Consider the following 17,587-nt stretch of genomic DNA (forward strand, 5'->3'; position numbering starts at 1 on the left):
CAAGTTGACCTCCCGCACCCCCGCCATCTCCACCGACATCACCAACCTTTTCGCCACGCGCAACACGCATGCGGTCGAGGTCGCCATATTGCAGCCGGCGGACCCGTTCCTCGACATGGCCGGCGAGGATCTGCGCCGCCGGATTTTCCTGACCGAAAGCGAGACCGGCCAGACATTGTGCCTGCGGCCGGAATTCACCATCCCGGTCTGTCTCGACCACATCAGCTCGCAGGCCGGCACGCCGCGCCGTTATTCCTATCTGGGCGAGGTGTTTCGCCAGCGCCGCGAAGGCGGCAACGAGTTCTTCCAGGCCGGCATCGAGGATCTCGGCGACCGCGATACCGCGCAAGCGGATGCCCGCTCGGTGGCCGACGCGCATGCGCTGCTGTCGCTGGTGCTGCCTGGCCAGGCATTGGCGATCACGCTTGGCGACCAGACCATTTTCGAGGCGGTGCTGGCCGCCCTTGGGCTGCCGCGCGGCTGGCGCATGCGTCTTGCCCGCGCTTTCGGCTCGGCGCCGATGCTTGAGGCGGCACTCGCCGATCTCGCCAACCCGCCGCGCAACAGCCAGCTCTCAGGTCCGGTCGCCGCTCTGGTCCTCGACGGTGATCTGGACGGTCTTTCCGCCCATATCGCCAGCGGCATGGAAGAGGCCGGCCTGTCGGCGTCCGCCGGACGCTCGCCGTCCGACATTGCCCGGCGGCTGATCGAGAAAGCCGAATTGCGCAGCGTTCGGCTGTCGAGCGAGGCGTTTTCCGCGCTGAAGGATTTTCTGGCGATCGACGTTCCGCTTAATGGTGCGGCCCAGGCACTGGAGACCTTCGCCACCGGCGCAGGGCTGTCGCTCGATGTCGCGCTGGAAAAGTTCGCTGCCCGCGCCAAGGCGATCGAAGCGCATGGCTTGCCGGCCGATAAAATCCGCTACGACGCCGCGTTCGGCCGCCCGCTCGACTACTACACCGGCCTGGTTTTCGAAATCGCGGCGGACAATGGCGACCGGCCGCTGGTCGGCGGCGGCCGCTATGACCGGCTGCTGACCTTGCTTGGCGCCAAGACGCCGATCCCCGGCGTCGGCTTTTCCGTCTGGCTCGACCGCATCGAGGCATTGCGGGAGACGGCGCCATGATCACGCTGGCGATCCCGTCGAAAGGCCGCCTGAAAGAGCAGGCGCTGGACGTGCTGGCCAAAGCCGGGTTGGCCGTCAGCCTGCCCGGCGACGAGCGCAAATACCACGCCCGCGTCGAGGGCCTGGACGACGTCGAAGTGGTGTTCCTGTCGGCTTCCGAAATATCAGGCGAGATCGGCCAGGGTGCCGTCGATCTCGGCATCACCGGCGAGGACCTGGTGCGTGAAAACCTTGCCGACTGGGAGAGCCGCGCCGAAATCGTCGCCCGTCTCGGCTTCGGCCATGCCGATGTGGTGGTTGCCGTGCCGGACATCTGGCTCGACGTCGACAGCATGGCCGACCTCGACGACGTCGCCGCCGATTTTCGCCAGCGCCATGGCCGGCGGCTGCGCATCGCCACCAAATACTGGCGGCTGACCCAGCAATTCTTCTCGCAGAAGCACGGCATCCAGGTCTACCGCATCGTCGAGAGCCTGGGGGCCACCGAAGGTGCGCCGGCGGCGGGTCTGGCCGATGTCATCGTCGACATCACAACCACCGGCTCGACGCTGCGCGCCAATCATCTCAAGGTGCTGGGCGATGGCCTCGTCCTGCGCTCGCAGGCTTGTCTCGTGGCGTCCAGGAAGACACGGGCGGCGGCCGATGAAGCGGTCCTGCGCGACATCGCGGCGAAGATGGCGACTGCGGTCGGATAGCGGCGGGCCTTCGCCCGCTGCCCCTCAGGGCTCCGAACCGGCTTGAAAACCCTCACGGCGGCCGTCCCGCGGTGTCGGTAGCCTTGCGCCGGGGCCTTCCTGTATAGGAATTATTTCCTTGACTGGTGAGGGCAGCTATGCTACATTTTTGCCCATGGTGCTGATTTGCGCCAGTGACCGCCGCCCAGGCGGGTTTTTGCGTTTGATGTTCATCAACCAACGAAGGCCCCGAAGCGTCGTGGGCCGGATCGTTGCCCTGCCACGACTATCGGCGGGATTTTCACCACCCCCTCAGGCTGATAGGCTCGGCCAATCCCGGGAGGAGAGAGCGATGCCGGTCAATCTCGACGAGCTGAAGAATGCCAGCAATCTGCGCGGACGCGGAGCGCGAGCGGGCGGTGTCTTCGTCGCACCCGTCGATGGTAGGGCGCATGTCTCTGGCGAACGCAGCGTGCCGCTGCTCGACAAGACCATCCCCGCGCTGTTTTCCGACACGGTCAGCAAATACGGCACGCTCGACGCCGCCGTCTTCGTCGACCAGGACAAGCGCTTCACCTGGAGTGAACTTTCGGACACGGTGGATGCGCTGGCCGCCGGCTTCCTGGCACTGGGCTTGGCAAAGGGCGATCGCGTCGGCATCTGGTCGCCCAACCGCTGGGAATGGCTGGTGACGCAGTTCGCCACCGCCCGCATCGGCCTGATCCTGGTCAACATCAACCCGGCCTACCGGTTGACCGAGCTCGACTATGCGCTGAACAAGGTCGGCTGCAAGGCGCTGGTCACCGCTGCCAGGTTCAAGACGTCAGATTATCTCGGCATGATCGAGACGCTGGCACCCGAGATCGCCAAGGCCACGCCGGGCAAGCTCAAGGCACAAAAACTGCCGGCGTTGAAGATCGTCATCCGCATGGGTGACGAGAACTCGCCCGGCATGTTCAATTTCGGTGATGTGCTGGCCATGGCCGGGCGTGACGAGCATGACAGCCTCGACCGCATCTCGGAGAAGCTGAAGCCGGGCGAAGCCATCAACATCCAGTTCACCTCAGGCACCACGGGAGCCCCCAAGGGCGCGACGCTGACCCACGGCAACATCGTCAACAACGGCAACTTCGTCACTTCGGCGATCAAGCTGACCGCCGACGACCGGCTCTGCATACCGGTGCCGCTCTACCACTGCTTCGGCATGTCGATGGGCACGATGGGTTGCGTCTCGAAAGGCGCCACCATGGTTTTCCCGGGAGAAGGGTTCGACGCCGGCGCCACGCTGAAGGCGGTGGCTCAGGAACGCTGCACCGGGCTCTATGGCGTACCGACCATGTTCGTTGCTCTGCTGGATCATCCGGATTTTTCCGCCTTCGATCTCTCCAGCCTGCGCACCGGCATCATGGCCGGTTCGCCATGCCCGATCGAGGTGATGAAAAAGGTGGTGTCGCTGATGCATATGGAACAGGTGACCATCGCCTACGGCATGACCGAGACCAGCCCGGTGTCGTTCCAGAGCGGCGTCGACGACCCCCTGGAAAAGCGCGTCTCGACCGTCGGGCGCATCCACCCCCATGTCGAGGTCAAGGCGGTCGATGCCGATGGCGCTACAGTTGCGGTCGGCGTACCGGGTGAGCTTTGCACGCGCGGCTATTCGGTGATGAAGGGTTACTGGGACGACGACGACAAGACCCGCGAGGCGATCGACGCCGACGGCTGGATGCACACCGGCGACCTCGCCACCATCGACGCCGGGGGCTATTGCAACATCGTCGGTCGGGTCAAGGACATGGTCATCCGCGGCGGCGAGAACGTCTATCCCAGGGAGGTCGAGGAATTCCTCTACCGCCATCCAAAGGTCAAGGAGGTGCAGGTGTTCGGTATTCCCGACGCCAAATATGGCGAGGAGCTGTGCGCCTGGATCGTGCTCAAGCCCGGCCAGATCGCCACCGAGCAGGAGGTCAGAAACTTCTGCGCCGGCCAGATCGCCCATTACAAGATCCCCCGCCACATCCGCTTCCGCACCGAATTGCCGATGACGGTGACCGGCAAGCCGCAGAAGTTCCTGATGCGCGAGGCGATGGTGGAGGAACTGGGCTTGGTGACGCAGAAGACGGCGTGAACGGGTGAACGCTTCGATCTGTCGGTGCGCGAATGCAGCCACGGTTCGCAGCAGCGCGCAGGGGCTTGCATGAGCGGTTTCGGACGTTCGGTGACTTCATATGCGATGCCGCTGGCCGCCTTGGTCATGGCTGTCGCCGTCAGGGCAGGCGGGCTGTCGGCGGACGAAGGTTCGCTGGGCGTCAGGATACTCGTCGGAGCGCTTTCGAGTGCGATCATGTTCACCACCATTTTCGTGGTGCTCGACCACGCCGAGGCGGTGGCTCGGCGTGTAGGAGAGCCCTACGGCACATTGGTGCTGACTTTTGCCGTGACGGCAATCGAGGTGTCGATCATCGTTTCCATGATGCTGCATGGAGAGAACAACCCTACGCTTGCACGTGAGTCCGTCTTTTCAACGGTGATGATTGCATCTACCGGCGTCGTCGGCACGTGTCTCGCGCTTGGCGGCTGGCGCCATCGCAAGCAGGCAATTGTTCGACAAGGGACCAGCGCATATTTGGCGGTTCTGATCGCGCTGACCATCATGACGCTTATTCTGCCGACCTACACACAAGCTACGGGGCCGGGCACATTTTCGGCAGCTCAACTTGGCTTTGTGAGCGTGCTTTCGGTGCTGCTTTATGCAAGTTTTGTGTTCGCGCAGACTGTCCGCCACCGGGAAGACTTTGTCGAAGGGCAGGCCCACGGCGTTTCGCTGCGGACTGCTCCGCACGAAAGCGTCTTTGCCGGCGCATTGCTGCTTTTGATCGGCCTGATCGGCATTGTCATGCTCGCCGAGCAGGTCGCGGCAAGCGTCGAAGATACGCTCGTTGCCTACCAGGTGACCCAGGCTGACAGCATTGTGGGGGCAATGATCGCCGGGCTGGTGTTGATGCCGGAGGCCATTTCGGCGGTTCGCGCTTCACTCAACAATGAGCTGCAACGCGGTTTGAATGTCGCGATGGGTTCCGCTTGCGCCACAATCGGTTTGACAATACCGGCGGTCGCAGCCGCCAGCCTGCTGACGGGCAGAGGGTTAACCCTGGGGCTTCCAGCGACTGACACAGTGCTTTTGATTTTAGCGCTCTTCATATGCAATGTGAGCTTTAGTACTGAAAGAACAACATTCTTGACGGGTGCTGTCCATATCGTGGTATTTCTTACATATGTATTTCTTATATTTGTGCCATGAACTCTGGCCCAGGTTGGCGCTTGAGGGCTGGCTCGCGCTGCGGCTGGGCAATGGCCGACGTCGGCCGGGTCAAGGACATGGTCATCCGCGGCGGCGAGAACGTCTATCCTAGGGAGGCCCGAAAAATCGGAGGCTTTCGCATACGCTGTCAGCTTCAGGGGAACAACCATCGACCTGAGGGCAATCCCGGTCCCATATCTCAAACGGAGACTCTGTGCGTTTCAACCGGAGTGTATCGGGTTAGATTCTCCACGCCGGTCGATGTGACGACGAAGCAATCCCCCAGGTTGGCACCTGCGACCGAGGGCTCTAGCCACTGCGAGTGCAACACAAAGACCATTCCCGGTTCCAAGCGATCAAAATTGTTCGAAGATATGTTGTAAAGAGGCATGCCTGGCATAGAAACCTCGTGACCTAGGTTGGGGTTGTGCGGCCCCCTTTGCGCCGGATAGATATGGTCCAGGCGACGACCCTGACGTTCCCAGTCAGCATCCGGAACATACTGCCGCAGGATCTCCCTTGCCGACCCGTCTGGCATCGACTCCCAGTTGAAGGGCATCGTTCTAGCCTCTGCGTCAGGGAGATATCCGAGTTCTATGAATGGGGAGAACGAGGCCTCGTTGATATCGCGCAACAGAACACCAGGGCGAGCCATAGCGGTGGCGCGTCGAACGCCTTCCGCGCACATCTCCAGGACCTCCTCCTGCTTGGCGCTGATCTTGCCAACGGCAATCATCCGGGAGGATTGCGCGAAGTAGCCTCGATACGTGACATTTGAAACGTAAAGATTTATCAGATCGCCTGGAGCCACAATATGTCCGTAAGGTCGCCCGCAGTGGGTGCCAAACGGGTTGATACCAATCTGATAGCCGTCGCCCGTCTCTCCCCCTCGAGACAACTGCGCAAAGGTAAAGGCGGCATAGATTTCGTAGTCTGTCACCCCGGGCCGGATGACATGATACGCGGCCTGGATGCCGATATCGATGAGTTGCCCTGCTGCGCGAAACAGTTCGATCTCCCTGGGGGATCGAACACGCTGCATTCGGTCGACAATGCCGTTCTCGGCTGAGAACTCGACATCGGGACATGCGGCGCCCAGTTTTGCCCAGTAAGGCGCGGATGTGTGGTCGCCGATCAGCCCAATTCGTCCACTATCCAGTCCCATCTTGGCCAGGATGTCGCGAACCGAGGTCACTGCCTTCTGAATCGGCACCCCTGGCCTGTCCGCATATTCGCGGCCCCAGCAGCCGACCTGCCATATCTTGTCTACCAGCAGAGGTTCTCCAGCCGGCGGAAGCACGACCGAGTCACTGAAGAAGGATACGAGCTGCAGGCCCTTGTCGATATCGGTCGGAATGATCAGAAGGCCTTCGCGCGACCAATCGCAGATGTAGCGCAAATACGAGTTCGAGGTGTGATACCAGCCGACATCGTCGGTATGGACGATGAGCGCGTCATACTCACCAACGACCGCCGCACGCCGGATGCGTCGCAACCGGTCGACGAATTCAGCTTCAGGCAAGGGATCGACGGGTATGAAATCGAAACTCGGCTCGAACCCCTCGAGCAGCTTTTCTGTCCTGTTTGAAAATGCATAATGTCCCATCGATCCCTCAGACGCTTGGCACGTGAAACAGCATCAGATGCTGATGGTGTCGATGATGTCGTTGTAGGCGACCGGCGCATCGATGAGCCCGTACGCGGCAATCATACCCTGATAGCGCATGAACGGTTCGCGCCTCACCGACATATCGGCGGACCAAGTTTGGTGTGAGCGCATTCGCTGCACTGCTGCGGTTAAAACGGGGATCGGTATGGTTTGAAAATCAGGAGAGATCAGGTTCGCGATTTCCTCCGGCGTATGGGCGCCGATCCACTCGCTGGCTTCGGATAGCGCACGAACGAAACTGGTCAGTTCCGTCCTGTTTCCTGCCAGGAACCGGGGGGTCGTGTAGTAAACGCTCCAAGGCACCTCCCCGGCAACCACCGATAGGTCTGCGGCCAGGTGGAACCCCTCCATGAGAAGCGCGTCGGCAAGCGGCGAATAGGTCAGATAGAAATCGGTAAAGCCACCCCGCCATAGCCGGGTTGTGGTGGCTTCATCGAGGTCGCGGATGAACTGAATACGGCTGAGATCGATACCACTTTCGCGCAGCACACCTTTTAAAAACATCCACTGACTCGTCGAGCCGGCGGGAAGAAGGACTTTCTTCTCGTAAAGATCGCTCCATTGGAAATTGAGATATGGCTCGCGCGCGATCAGTACTTGAGTGTTGAATCCGCAGAGTTGGGTGAAGATGCGCAACTCTTCCAGCCTGCCGCGATACATCAACGGAATCCACACGCCGCCCCGCGCGATGTCTGCCTTGCCCTCGGCCAACACATCGGCAAGCCACGAACCGCCCGGACCGGAATCGTAGTTTACCTCGATCGCAAGCCCCTGACGTTCGAACAGACCCAGATGCTCGGCAACGTGGTGAGGAACATATGTGAGGTGTTCTTCCGCGATCAGGCGAATGGTCTTCATTCTGGAACTCCTTGGGGTTCTGTGTGTCAGCAGCTATCGGCGCGAACTGGTTGCCTCGACGCGTCGGCTGGCGATTTCGTAACCAACGGCAATGAGCTGGGTCAGCGCGACAATCACCACGGCCAACGCACTGATTTCTGGAGTCAAGCCCACGCGTATGCGGCCGGCCAGTACGGTCGTGAGCGTTTTGTCGGCCAGGATGGTGAATGTCGTGGCGTTGAATTCCTCCACCGAAGACAACAGCGCGAGCACGGCCGATGAGGCAAGTGCCGGACGAAGGAACGGCAGTGTGATGCCAAAGAAAATCTGCAGTGGAGTTGCACCGAGATCCAGGGCGGCTTCCTCTTGGCTTCGGTCAAAGCGCTGCAGTCGAGCGAGAACAATCAGCATGCACAGGCTGGAGATGAAGGTGGTCTGCGCGATGACGCTGAGGAGCAGCCCGTTATAGAGATAGCTTAGCCCGGCCTGACGGGTGATCTCCCGCCAGAAGACCACGGTGGCAACCCCGGTAATGATCCCGGGCGTCAGCATTGGGGAAATAACGACGAGGTAGTAGATCGATCGGAATCTCGCCTGGAGCTGATTCATGACGATCGCCGCCGCGAGACCGATAGGCACTGACAGAGCCGTGACGGCGACGGCGATGATGATGCTGTTGCGCAACCCTTCCAGCAGATCGCTGCTGGTCGTGAGCTTGCGGAACCAAGCCAAGGTAAAACCCTCGATCGGCCAGGCTTGCGGATAGCTCGGAGTGTTGAAGGCCGAGAGGCCCATGACCGCCAGCGGCGACAAGAGCAGCAGCATGAACAATCCCAGGTAGATGCGGAAAGCTACGCGATGCATCGGTTCGGCTTTCATCGCGCGATCTGCCCTAGTCTCAGCCTGAACAGCCGCAGGGTCACCAGGACGAAAATCACGCAGCTCACCAGGAGAATGAACGCGTAGGCGGCACCTTGAGGCCAGTTCAGGGCCTGATAGAACCGGTTGTAGATGACGGGAGTGAACCACAAGGTCCGTGGGCCGCCGAGCACGAGCGGTGCCGCCAGTGATCCGACGCAGAACATGAATGTCAGCGAGCAGCCGGACGCAATTCCAGGCTTCGCATGCGGCATGGCGACGAATGCGTGAACATGCCACCACGGCGCGCCCAGATCCCTGGCAGCCTCTATCTGGCTCTTCTCCAGGCTCTCCAGCGCATTGTAGAGCGTGAACACCATCACCAGGATGCAGGAATAGCTGAGGCCCCAATACAGACCGACATTGTTGCCGATGAAATCCACCGGCTCCGTCAAAATACCGGTGCCGATCAGGACGTTGTTGACGATGCCGGAATTGGACAGCAGCAGGCGTATCGCGAATACGCGCAAAACCTCGTTCACCCAATATGGCAATATCAAAAAAGCAATGAGGCGGCGAAGCGTGCGCGGATACGCGGACTGCGCCATGAAATATGCAATCGGATAACAGAGTAAAAAATTGAATATGGTTATGCAAACGCTCGCGACAATAGTCGCGACATAGGCGTTAAGGTGTAGAAAATTGAACAAATCGGTGCTGCCTGGCGGCCCGAACAAGAAATACCGATAGTTATCCAAAGTATAATGATCATCCGGGCCGCCGGCCTGCCTGGGCGGCAGATTTGGGCGGAAAGACAAATCCACCATGGCAATCTGGGGAAAAATAATGGTGACGAATATCCATATGAAAGTGGCAAGGACCAGGTAGGTGGCGACAATGGCGCCGTTTCGCTCCAGGAATCCCTGGCCCCGCACCGTGCCCGACCGGCGGTCGTACCGGCTGCTGCCCAGGATCAGCAGGACCACCGTAGTCAGCGGCAGCAGAAAAATCACATACAGGACGACCTGGCTCCTCATGAGCCGCTCCCGTCGGCAGCCATGATTATCCCATCAGCCCGATCGAGGCCGACATGGATCCGTTCGCCCGCGACAGGCGCAAATGTCCTGCTCGTGGTCGCGCGCGCCAGCATGCGCTGGCCAGCGTCCGTTCTAAGCACTATTTGCGAGGTGCTTCCTTCGTAGGACACCTCGGTGACCTCCCCCGAGAAACTGAAATCACATGCTGAGTCTTGCAACCTCAGAGTCTCCGGCCGAATGAAGAACGCGGCCTGATCTCCTTGCCGCAGTGTTCCCGTGGTTCGACCCGCAAGATTCCCCAGTGGCGTCGCTATCACTGCCTCGGCGCCCGACACTTTTTTGACCCGCCCGTGGATCACATTGTTCTCGCCCACGAACGACGCGACGAAAGGGGTCTTCGGGTCGCAATAAACAGATCTGGCCGTTCCGACTTGTTCGATGCGACCGGCATTCATGACGGCGATGCGATCCGACATGGCCAACGCTTCGCCTTGATCGTGCGTTATGTAGATGAAGGTTATGCCGATCCGCTGCTGGATCGCTCGCAGTTCTGCCCGCATGTGCTGACGCAGTTTCAGATCCAGTGCCGAAAGCGGCTCGTCCAGCAAGAGGACCGACGGTTCCACCGCAAGAGCTCGTGCGATAGCCACACGCTGCTTCTGCCCTCCCGACAACTCGGCAATCATTTTCTTGCCCTGGCCAGGCAAGGAAACGAGATCGAGCAGGCGCTCGACGGCGGCATCTCGTGTCGGCCGGGGAACACCGCGAACACGTAGGCCATAACCGATGTTGTCGGCGACCGTCATCAAAGGAAACAAGGCCAGATTCTGAAAGATCAATGCGGTCGGCCGCTTGTTGGGACCGCCGCCTTTCATGTCCACCCCCCCCGATCTTGATCTGTCCGACGGTCGGCTCCATGAAACCCGAAATGGTTCGCAGCAGGGTGGTTTTTCCACATCCCGAAGGCCCGAGGAAACTGAAGAACTCGCCGGATTCAATTTTCAGATTTGTGCGGTGGACTGCCACGAAATCGCCGAACCGGACCTCCAGTTCCGACAACTCGACAGATCCTCGTCCCGGTGCGGCATCGGACACGCCAGAAATGTGCAACACAGTCCCTCTGCTTTTGAGTCTAGCTGTAGTCAGGTTGCCGGCCCGCCCCGGGCCGATCAACCCGCCCTTGGTTGCTAGGCTGCCTTGAACTTTTCGGCGTACTCGTTGCGCGCCGCCCCATACCAGCCGGGCTCTTCCGGGCGGCTCCAAAGTTTCGACAAGGCATCTTCAGGATAGGCCTCGGCAAAACTCTTCTTGGTTTCGGCCGAAAGAAAAGCATCAGCTCCCTTCATGACACCATTATAGCCGGAACCCTCCGCCACCATGGCCGAGACCTCGGGCGTATAAAGGAATTTGAGAAACTCGTAGGCCTGTTCAACATTTTTGGACGCGGCGACCACGGACAGCCCGTCTATCCAGGATTGAGCCCCTTCCTGCGGAGCCATGTACTGAATTGGCTTGCCTTCCTTCTTCAATGAAAGTGCCGGCCCGTCCCACACTTGGCCGATGACGCATCCATTCTCCATGAAACCGGACTTGACCAAGTCGGACGTGTCGAAAAACTGCTTGATCTGCGCTTTGTGAGCGACGGCAAACTTCAGAATTTCATCGAAAATCTTCCTCATCGTCGGCTCGTCTTTGTAGCTGTCGAGCATACGATTTGACGGCAGCTTTCCCGATGCATCGAACCAAAGGCCAATTCCAAGCAGCAGCGTGTCCGGCTTGCCTTGCACTTTGCCGACATATTCTTCCCGCCACAGGGTACCGTAGCTCAGCGTCTTGTAGTCGAGCTTCGTCAGGTCGCTACGCCAACCGATGGCTTCCGTGCCCCAGCAATGCGGCAAGCTGAAAAGTCCTTCCGCAGACTGCCAGGCTTTCATTCCCTGCATTACGGCCGGCAAGATATCGTCGATGGGGATCTTGTTTGGGTCGATCGGCGCCAATACCCCAAGATCCTTGAACTGCGCAGCCCGATCGACCGTGGGTTGGCATAGATCGAAACCCTCACCCTCGGTCGCCATGAGCTTGTTCATCTGCTCCTCGTTGGACGAGAACGGCGTGATTTTGATCTCGATGCCGGTTGCGGCCGTGAACTTCTTGGTGACCGAGTCGGGCAACTCCTCGGCCCAACCGAGCACATTCACCTGACCGGACGATGCCCTTGCTCCGCGAATGAAGAGGGGCGAGGCCAATGCGGTGGCTCCCGCGGCGACAATCCCGTTCAATACGGTGCGTCGGCTCACCTGGTTCGCGGCCAGCAGGGTGGCCATAGTTGAGTTTGCGACAGGATCTCTGTTCATTGTTACCCTCTTTTGGTTGAAGCGATCTCGTTGGAGTCTGGATCGTATCGAACATTGTGAACAAAATTTTCCACTCACGTCAACAATCTTTTTCCACAATCGAGAAAAGGCGTGATCTACTGATAACGAAACGTAGGCCGGTGAAGAGGGCTCCGGGTAGGGAAATAGCCCAAAAAGCGATCCCAATCAGGCAACTCGCTTGACAGGCGGTACAATTGTTTACAATCTAGCATGAGATTGTATTCGATTTTCCCTTTCCGGCCGCACCTTCCGACGCATCCAAGTTTCCCTCGAAGGCACAATGAAAATTCTCATCATCAATCCGAACACGACAGCCTCGATGACGGCAACGATCGATATAGCGGCGCGACGGGCGGCGAGCGTGTCGACGACGATCGTGACCGTCAACCCGCAAGATGGGCCACCAAGTATCGAGGGTTATTATGATCAGGCCTTTGCCGTTCCCGGCCTCATCGGCGAGATTATTCGTCATCGCGGCACCGCCGATGCGGTGATCATTGGATGCTTCGACGATACCGGGCTCGATGCGGCGCGGTGCACGACCAGAGCACCGGTGCTGGGGATTGGCGAGGCCGCATTCCACATGGCCAGCCTGATTGCCGGGCGCTTTGGAGTTGTAACCACACTCCGGCAGTCCATTCCCTCGATCGAACAGAACCTCATCCGGTATGGACTATCGGTCCGTTGTACGGGCGTCCGGGCGTGTGATGTTCCTGTCCTGGAGCTGGAGCGTCCGAATTCCAACGCGCACGATCGCATTGCGAAGGAAATCAAGCGGTCGATTGACGAGGACGGGGCCGAGGCGATCATCTTGGGCTGCGCAGGAATGGCCGACCTTGCTCTGGCGCTTACCCACCAGGTGGGCGTTCCGGTTCTCGAAGGTGTATCTTGCGCTGTGCGGCTTTGCGAAGGTCTTGTCCATCTGGGCCTATTGACGGCCGTGCAAGGCGGATATCAACGACCTCGGCCCAAATCGTTCGCCGGGATGTTTTCTCCTTTCTCTCCGGTCGGCTAGCTCGGGCGTGGTGGAAGAACTGGTATTTCGGCATGCAAGATCTTACGTGCTACGCATGAATTGTGCACATCCCAGGCCATGATTGTGGATTTTTGCACTCACTCATGATAGCCAGACAAAATCTGAGAGATCGCCAACCGAGCATGAAGTCACCAAATCAAGGTCAACAATCTGGGGATGCGCAACTCGCGCGCTGGAGCCCGGTATACCGAGCACTAAGCGAAGCGATCATCAGCCATCGTATCCCCCCTGGGACGAAGCTTCCCGAGGACGAGCTCTCGTCGATTTATTCCGTAAGCCGGGCCTTGGTTCGTCAGGCATTGCAGGCCCTTTCTCATGATCGGCTTGTTCGTCTGGAGCCGAACCGTGGTGCTTTTGTCGCCCAGCCGACAAAACAGGAAGCACGAGAGGTATTCGAAGCTCGCGCGCTTATAGAGCCAAAGGTGGCCGCGCTTGCCGCTGAAGTGGCAAAGCCGGCGGCCATCAAGCAATTGCGGCACCATCTGACCATGGAGCACGAAGCCCTGCATGCCAATCAGGACGGCGAAGCGATCGTTCTGTCCGCGAGGTTCCACCTCGCGATCGCCGACATCGCTGGGCACGCCACCCTTGCGGGTTTTGTCAAGGATCTCTTATCGAGATCTTCTCTGATTATAGCCCTTTATTGGAAGCGTCGGGACACAACCTGCGAAAGCCATGCCCATCACGCCCTTGTTGACGCCATAGAACGCCATGACGCCAAGGCCGCGGCAGACTTGATGAGAAGTCACCTTGTCGATCTGCTTTCCGGCCTGGACCTTGCGTTCACAGGCCAGCAGGAGCGAAGCCTCTCGGAAATGCTGCAAACAGTGCCGACGGGGAGATAGTTTGGCTCCTCAGCCTGTCCTATTTGGCGCAACCGCGACCGCAGGCGATGTCCGTTCTCGGGCGCCGCAAAATTCAGTTCCAGGACCGACATGAGGCGTGAAGCTGCCGTCTAGGGCCGAGCCTATTTAAGTCGTCATCGGGAATAGAAGACTTACCGCGTCTATCGTGCCAATCGCGAAGGCGCGGGCCATGGCCCGCGCCTTCGCATATTCAGCCTTCCAAAAAAGCTCAGTCCTTCTCGAAGATGCGCGCCTTGGCGACGACGCCGGCAATGGCGCCGCCGATCAATGGTGCCACGATGAACAGCCAGAGCTGGCCGATCGCCGCAGTTCCCGAAAACAGTGCCGGACCGATCGAGCGGGCCGGGTTGAGCGACGTGCCGGTCACCGGGATGATGGCGAAGTGCAGCCCTGCCAGCGTCAGGCCGATGACCAGTCCGGCGAACGCCGTCGAGTGCTTTTCGGCCGTGACGCCAAGGATCACGGTGACGAAGGTGAAGGTGCCGATCACTTCCCACAGGAAGGCCGAACTGACACCCCATTTCGTCACATCCCAGCCATTGGCGCCGAAACCGGTGGTGTGTCCGCCAACCTGGCCGGAGACGATGATCCACAACGCCAGTGAAGCAAGGACGCCGCCGATGACCTGCGCGATCCAGTAGGGGATGACGTCCTTGGCCGGCAGCCGGCCGGCAAGGAAGACGCCGAGCGTCACCGCCGGATTGAGATGCGCGCCCGAAATGGGGCCGATCGCATAGGCCGCGGCGATGAGGCCGATGCCGAACGCCAGACCGATGCCTTCCTGGCCAAGCGGCAGCGCGCCGCCGAAGCCGCCCGTCACCACAGAAGCCGTACCGATGAACACCAATAGAAATGTGCCTAGAACTTCCGCCAGATAAGTCTTCATTGCCCTCTCCTCGTGTCGATCCGCCGGTTCCACCTTTTCGCGCCGCGAATCACAATCGGAAGAGTATTCGCAACCAGAAAAGTTGGAAAGCAGAGCGGTTGTGCCGGCCGACCTGCTTGTGCGCGCCGGTTGCGCGCTCTAGAGCAGGGCCGGAATAATTTTCTGCGTGACGGAACAAGACAATGCGACTGGGCGGAAGGCTGGCTGCGGCCATCGAAGTGCTGGAAGACATCGGCCGGCGCCACCGGCCGGTGGCGGACGCGCTGAAGGATTGGGGCCTGTCGCATCGCTTCGCCGGCGGCGGCGACCGTGCGGCCATCGGCAACATCGTCTATGACGCCTTGCGCCACAAGCGTTCCGCGGGCTGGCTGCTGGGGCAGGACACGCCGCGCGCCATTGGCTTCGGCGCCCTGCTGCTCGAATGGGGGCAGACGGCCCAGTCGCTCAACGAGGCGCTGGATGGTGACAAGTTCGCACCGCCGCTGCTGACCGCCGCCGAGCTTCAGGCCATCGCCGACGGTCGGCTCGCCGATGCGCCGGACGCGGTGCGGGCGGATGTTCCCGACTGGTGCGCGCCGCTTTTCGAGCGAGCCTTCGGCTCGAGCTGGGCCGACGAGGGCGCCGCGCTGGCAACGCGCCCGCCGCTCGACCTCAGGGTCAACACCTTGCAGGCCAACCGCGACAAGGTGCTGGCCGAACTGACGGGAACCGGCGCGAAACCCGCGGCAATCGCCCCGCACGGCATCCGCATTCCGCCGATCGACGGCGATGGCCGGCACCCGAATGTGCAGGCCGAACCGGCCTTCCAGAAGGGCTGGTTCGAGGTCCAGGACGAAGGCTCGCAGATCGCGGCCGCCCTTGCCGGGGCCGAAGCCGGCATGCAGGTGCTGGATTTCTGCGCCGGCGCCGGCGGCAAGACGCTGGCACTGTCGGCTTCGATGGAAAATCGTGGCCAGATCTTTGCCCATGATGCGGAGAAAGCACGGCTGGCGCCGATCTTCGACCGCATCCGTCGTTCGGAAAACCGCAATGTGCAGGTGGTCACCAAGCCCACGGAACTCGCGCCGCTCGGCAACCACATGGACATCGTGCTGGTCGACGCGCCCTGCACCGGCAGCGGCACCTGGCGGCGCCGCCCCGACGCCAAATGGCGGCTGACGCAGAGGCAGCTCGATACCCGCAAGGGCGAACAGTCGGCGATCCTCGATGCGGCCAAAGCCTATGTCAAACCGGGCGGCCTGCTGGTCTACATCACCTGCTCGGTGTTTAATGAGGAGAATGGCGAGCAGATCGCGGCCTTTCGGGACCGTAACAGCGGCTTTGTTCCCGTCGACCACCGCCAGCTCTGGGACAGCCGTTTTCCCGGCCATGAGGCAGCCGCGCGTATCGGCGCCAAAGGCGACATCTCGCTGTCGCCGGCGCTGAGCGGCACCGACGGGTTTTACTTCTGTGCATTGCGCAGGTCGGCCTGAATCCGATCGGATGTCGCCTATTCCTGGCGGATGCGTTGCGCCGGCCGGCAGGCCAGGTCGATTGTGCAGTGCAGCAAAAGCATTTGCCTGCCGTCCATGCCTCTGCAATAAGCTTATCCGCATAAAGGAAGGCAGCGGCCATGGCAGCAAAGATCGTACCCGCCCCGGACTATGAGGATCGCGTCAGGACCTCCTTCGCGCGCCAGAAGGCGATGGCCACGATCGGCGCCGAACTGACGCTGGTGACGCCCGGCATCATCGAGATCGAGATGCCTTATTCGGCGGCACTCACCCAACAGCACGGCTTCCTCCATGCCGGCGTCATTTCGACGGCGCTGGACTCGGCCTGCGGCTATGCCGCCTTTTCGCTGATGCCGGAAAATTCCGGCGTGCTGACCATCGAGTTCAAGGTCAACCTGCTGGCGCCGGGCAGGGGCGAGCGCTTCCTGTTCCGCGGCTCGGTGACCAAGCCAGGCCGCACCATCATCGTTGCCGACGGCCAGGCCTACGCCTTTGCCGCCGACGGCGAGGCCAAGCTGATCGCCACCATGACCGGAACGATGATGACGGTGGTCGGGCGTGATGGCATAGAAGGGTGAGTGGCCGGTTCGCCGCAGGCGAATTCATCGTGCCGGTGGCACGATGAAAGGCCACGGACGCCGGGAGCTGCCGGAGGCAGCGGGTCCCGGCGAGCGGCGGCGCAGATAAGCAGGTGATCGGGCGGAGAGGAGCAAATCATCATGACCGATAAAATTCGCCGCCTGTCGGGCAAGGACGTCCTCTTCGTCATGGCGGCGCAGGCCGAATACGGTCCGCATCTCAAGCAGCTGTTCACGCCATTGATGACAGGTGTCGGTCCGGTCGAGGCCGGCGTCAGGCTAGGCGCTGAACTCTCCTGGCTGAAGTCGCAAAAAACCCTGCCCGACCTCGTCGTGTCGCTCGGCTCAGCCGGCAGCCGGACGCTGGAGCAGACGGGAATCTACCAGGCGGTTTCGGTCAGCTACCGCGACATCGACGCTTCGCCGCTCGGCTTCGAGAAGGGTGCCACACCCTTCCTCGACCTGCCGGTGACCGTGCCATTGCCCTTCAAGATACCTGATATCAAGCAGGCGACGCTATCGACCGGCGGCGCGATCATCACCGGTGCGGCCTATGATGCTGTTAACGCCGACATGGTCGACATGGAGACCTTCGCCTGCCTGCGCGCCTGCCAGTTGTTCGACATTCCGCTGATCGGGCTGCGCGGCATTTCCGACGGGGCGGCGGATCTCAGGCATGTCGGCGACTGGACCGAATATCTTGAAGTCATCGATGAGAAGCTGGCGGAGGCCGTCATGCGGCTCGAACAGGCCATCGGTTCGGGCACGCTTCTGAAAGATTCGCCGCATGAAGACGCCAGACGGCTCTGAAACTCGCAACCCATTGCGTCGACTCATTTCTTTCTCTAAACGCT

16 protein-coding genes and 1 pseudogene are annotated in these 17,587 nt (G+C 60.6%); 9 read left to right on the forward strand and 8 right to left on the reverse strand.

Annotated elements, in window-relative coordinates; translation table 11 throughout:
• Positions 1 to 4 precede the first annotated feature (4 nt).
• The 4 genes from P3C39_RS20975 (at position 5) to P3C39_RS20990 (ending at position 5,098) form a co-directional block, all read left to right on the forward strand.
• A complete protein-coding gene (locus P3C39_RS20975) occupies positions 5 to 1,126 on the forward strand; it encodes an ATP phosphoribosyltransferase regulatory subunit (RefSeq protein WP_275953933.1) in 1,122 nt (373 codons plus the stop codon).
• On the forward strand, positions 1,123 to 1,821 hold the full coding sequence (gene hisG, locus P3C39_RS20980; RefSeq protein WP_275953932.1) for an ATP phosphoribosyltransferase: 699 nt from the start codon (positions 1,123 to 1,125) through the stop codon (positions 1,819 to 1,821). The genes P3C39_RS20975 and hisG overlap by 4 nt, the downstream gene beginning before the upstream one ends.
• Before the next feature lie 331 nt (positions 1,822 to 2,152).
• Positions 2,153 to 3,925: an AMP-binding protein gene (locus P3C39_RS20985; RefSeq protein WP_275953931.1), complete on the forward strand. Its 1,773-nt coding sequence runs from the start codon at positions 2,153 to 2,155 to the stop codon at positions 3,923 to 3,925.
• A 69-nt stretch (positions 3,926 to 3,994) separates the two neighbouring features.
• Positions 3,995 to 5,098 carry a calcium:proton antiporter gene (locus P3C39_RS20990; RefSeq protein ID WP_275953930.1) on the forward strand — a complete coding sequence of 368 codons (1,104 nt, stop codon included), beginning with the start codon at positions 3,995 to 3,997 and terminating at the stop codon, positions 5,096 to 5,098.
• A 199-nt stretch (positions 5,099 to 5,297) separates the two neighbouring features.
• Here P3C39_RS20990 and P3C39_RS20995 read toward each other — a convergent pair whose 3' ends face one another.
• From P3C39_RS20995 to P3C39_RS21020, 7 genes and pseudogenes are all read right to left on the reverse strand, one after another.
• Positions 5,298 to 6,704: a Xaa-Pro peptidase family protein gene (locus tag P3C39_RS20995; protein WP_275953929.1), complete on the reverse strand. Its 1,407-nt coding sequence runs from the start codon at positions 6,702 to 6,704 to the stop codon at positions 5,298 to 5,300.
• Between the two features lie 33 nt (positions 6,705 to 6,737).
• A complete protein-coding gene (locus P3C39_RS21000; protein WP_275953928.1) occupies positions 6,738 to 7,625 on the reverse strand; it encodes an ABC transporter substrate-binding protein in 888 nt (295 codons plus the stop codon).
• A 33-nt stretch (positions 7,626 to 7,658) separates the two neighbouring features.
• On the reverse strand, positions 7,659 to 8,483 hold the full coding sequence (locus P3C39_RS21005) for an ABC transporter permease (RefSeq protein WP_275953927.1): 825 nt from the start codon (positions 8,481 to 8,483) through the stop codon (positions 7,659 to 7,661).
• Positions 8,480 to 9,499, reverse strand: a complete 1,020-nt coding sequence (locus tag P3C39_RS21010; protein ID WP_275953926.1) for an ABC transporter permease — start codon at positions 9,497 to 9,499, stop codon at positions 8,480 to 8,482. Before P3C39_RS21010 ends, P3C39_RS21005 begins: the two co-directional genes overlap by 4 nt.
• Positions 9,496 to 10,374, reverse strand: coding sequence for an ABC transporter ATP-binding protein (locus tag P3C39_RS21015; protein WP_346016450.1), 879 nt, complete (start codon positions 10,372 to 10,374; stop codon positions 9,496 to 9,498). Before P3C39_RS21015 ends, P3C39_RS21010 begins: the two co-directional genes overlap by 4 nt.
• A gap of 19 nt (positions 10,375 to 10,393) precedes the next feature.
• A pseudogene (locus tag P3C39_RS32935) lies at positions 10,394 to 10,612 on the reverse strand (ATP-binding cassette domain-containing protein); the annotation flags it as partial.
• A 74-nt stretch (positions 10,613 to 10,686) separates the two neighbouring features.
• The gene (locus P3C39_RS21020; RefSeq protein ID WP_275953925.1) at positions 10,687 to 11,823 is read right to left on the reverse strand and encodes an extracellular solute-binding protein; all 1,137 of its coding nucleotides are present in this window, start codon (positions 11,821 to 11,823) and stop codon (positions 10,687 to 10,689) included.
• A 331-nt stretch (positions 11,824 to 12,154) separates the two neighbouring features.
• On the opposite strand from P3C39_RS21020, the gene P3C39_RS21025 reads away from it, so the two are divergent.
• Both P3C39_RS21025 and P3C39_RS21030 read left to right on the forward strand, forming a co-directional pair.
• Complete coding sequence (locus P3C39_RS21025) at positions 12,155 to 12,889, forward strand: aspartate/glutamate racemase family protein (protein ID WP_063172757.1); 735 nt, start codon at positions 12,155 to 12,157, stop codon at positions 12,887 to 12,889.
• Between the two features lie 143 nt (positions 12,890 to 13,032).
• Entirely contained in the window at positions 13,033 to 13,755 is a 723-nt protein-coding gene (locus P3C39_RS21030) for a GntR family transcriptional regulator (protein WP_063172756.1), read from the forward strand.
• A 229-nt stretch (positions 13,756 to 13,984) separates the two neighbouring features.
• On the opposite strand, the gene P3C39_RS21035 is transcribed toward P3C39_RS21030, so the two are convergent.
• Positions 13,985 to 14,662, reverse strand: coding sequence for an MIP family channel protein (locus P3C39_RS21035; protein ID WP_013530368.1), 678 nt, complete (start codon positions 14,660 to 14,662; stop codon positions 13,985 to 13,987).
• Between the two features lie 182 nt (positions 14,663 to 14,844).
• On the opposite strand from P3C39_RS21035, the gene P3C39_RS21040 reads away from it, so the two are divergent.
• The 3 genes from P3C39_RS21040 to P3C39_RS21050 all read left to right on the forward strand — a co-directional run bounded on the left by P3C39_RS21040 (position 14,845) and on the right by P3C39_RS21050 (position 17,543).
• Positions 14,845 to 16,134 carry an RsmB/NOP family class I SAM-dependent RNA methyltransferase gene (locus P3C39_RS21040; RefSeq protein ID WP_275953924.1) on the forward strand — a complete coding sequence of 430 codons (1,290 nt, stop codon included), beginning with the start codon at positions 14,845 to 14,847 and terminating at the stop codon, positions 16,132 to 16,134.
• A 140-nt stretch (positions 16,135 to 16,274) separates the two neighbouring features.
• Positions 16,275 to 16,733, forward strand: a complete 459-nt coding sequence (locus tag P3C39_RS21045) for a PaaI family thioesterase (protein ID WP_013530371.1) — start codon at positions 16,275 to 16,277, stop codon at positions 16,731 to 16,733.
• Positions 16,734 to 16,874: 141 nt separating this feature from the next.
• Positions 16,875 to 17,543 (forward strand): 5'-methylthioadenosine/S-adenosylhomocysteine nucleosidase, encoded by a 669-nt coding sequence (locus P3C39_RS21050; RefSeq protein WP_275953923.1) that lies wholly within the window; start codon positions 16,875 to 16,877, stop codon positions 17,541 to 17,543.
• Positions 17,544 to 17,587 lie beyond the last annotated feature (44 nt).

Origin of the sequence: Mesorhizobium sp. XAP4 (assembly GCF_029269325.1) — a bacterium.
Taxonomy (GTDB): domain Bacteria; phylum Pseudomonadota; class Alphaproteobacteria; order Rhizobiales; family Rhizobiaceae; genus Mesorhizobium; species Mesorhizobium ciceri.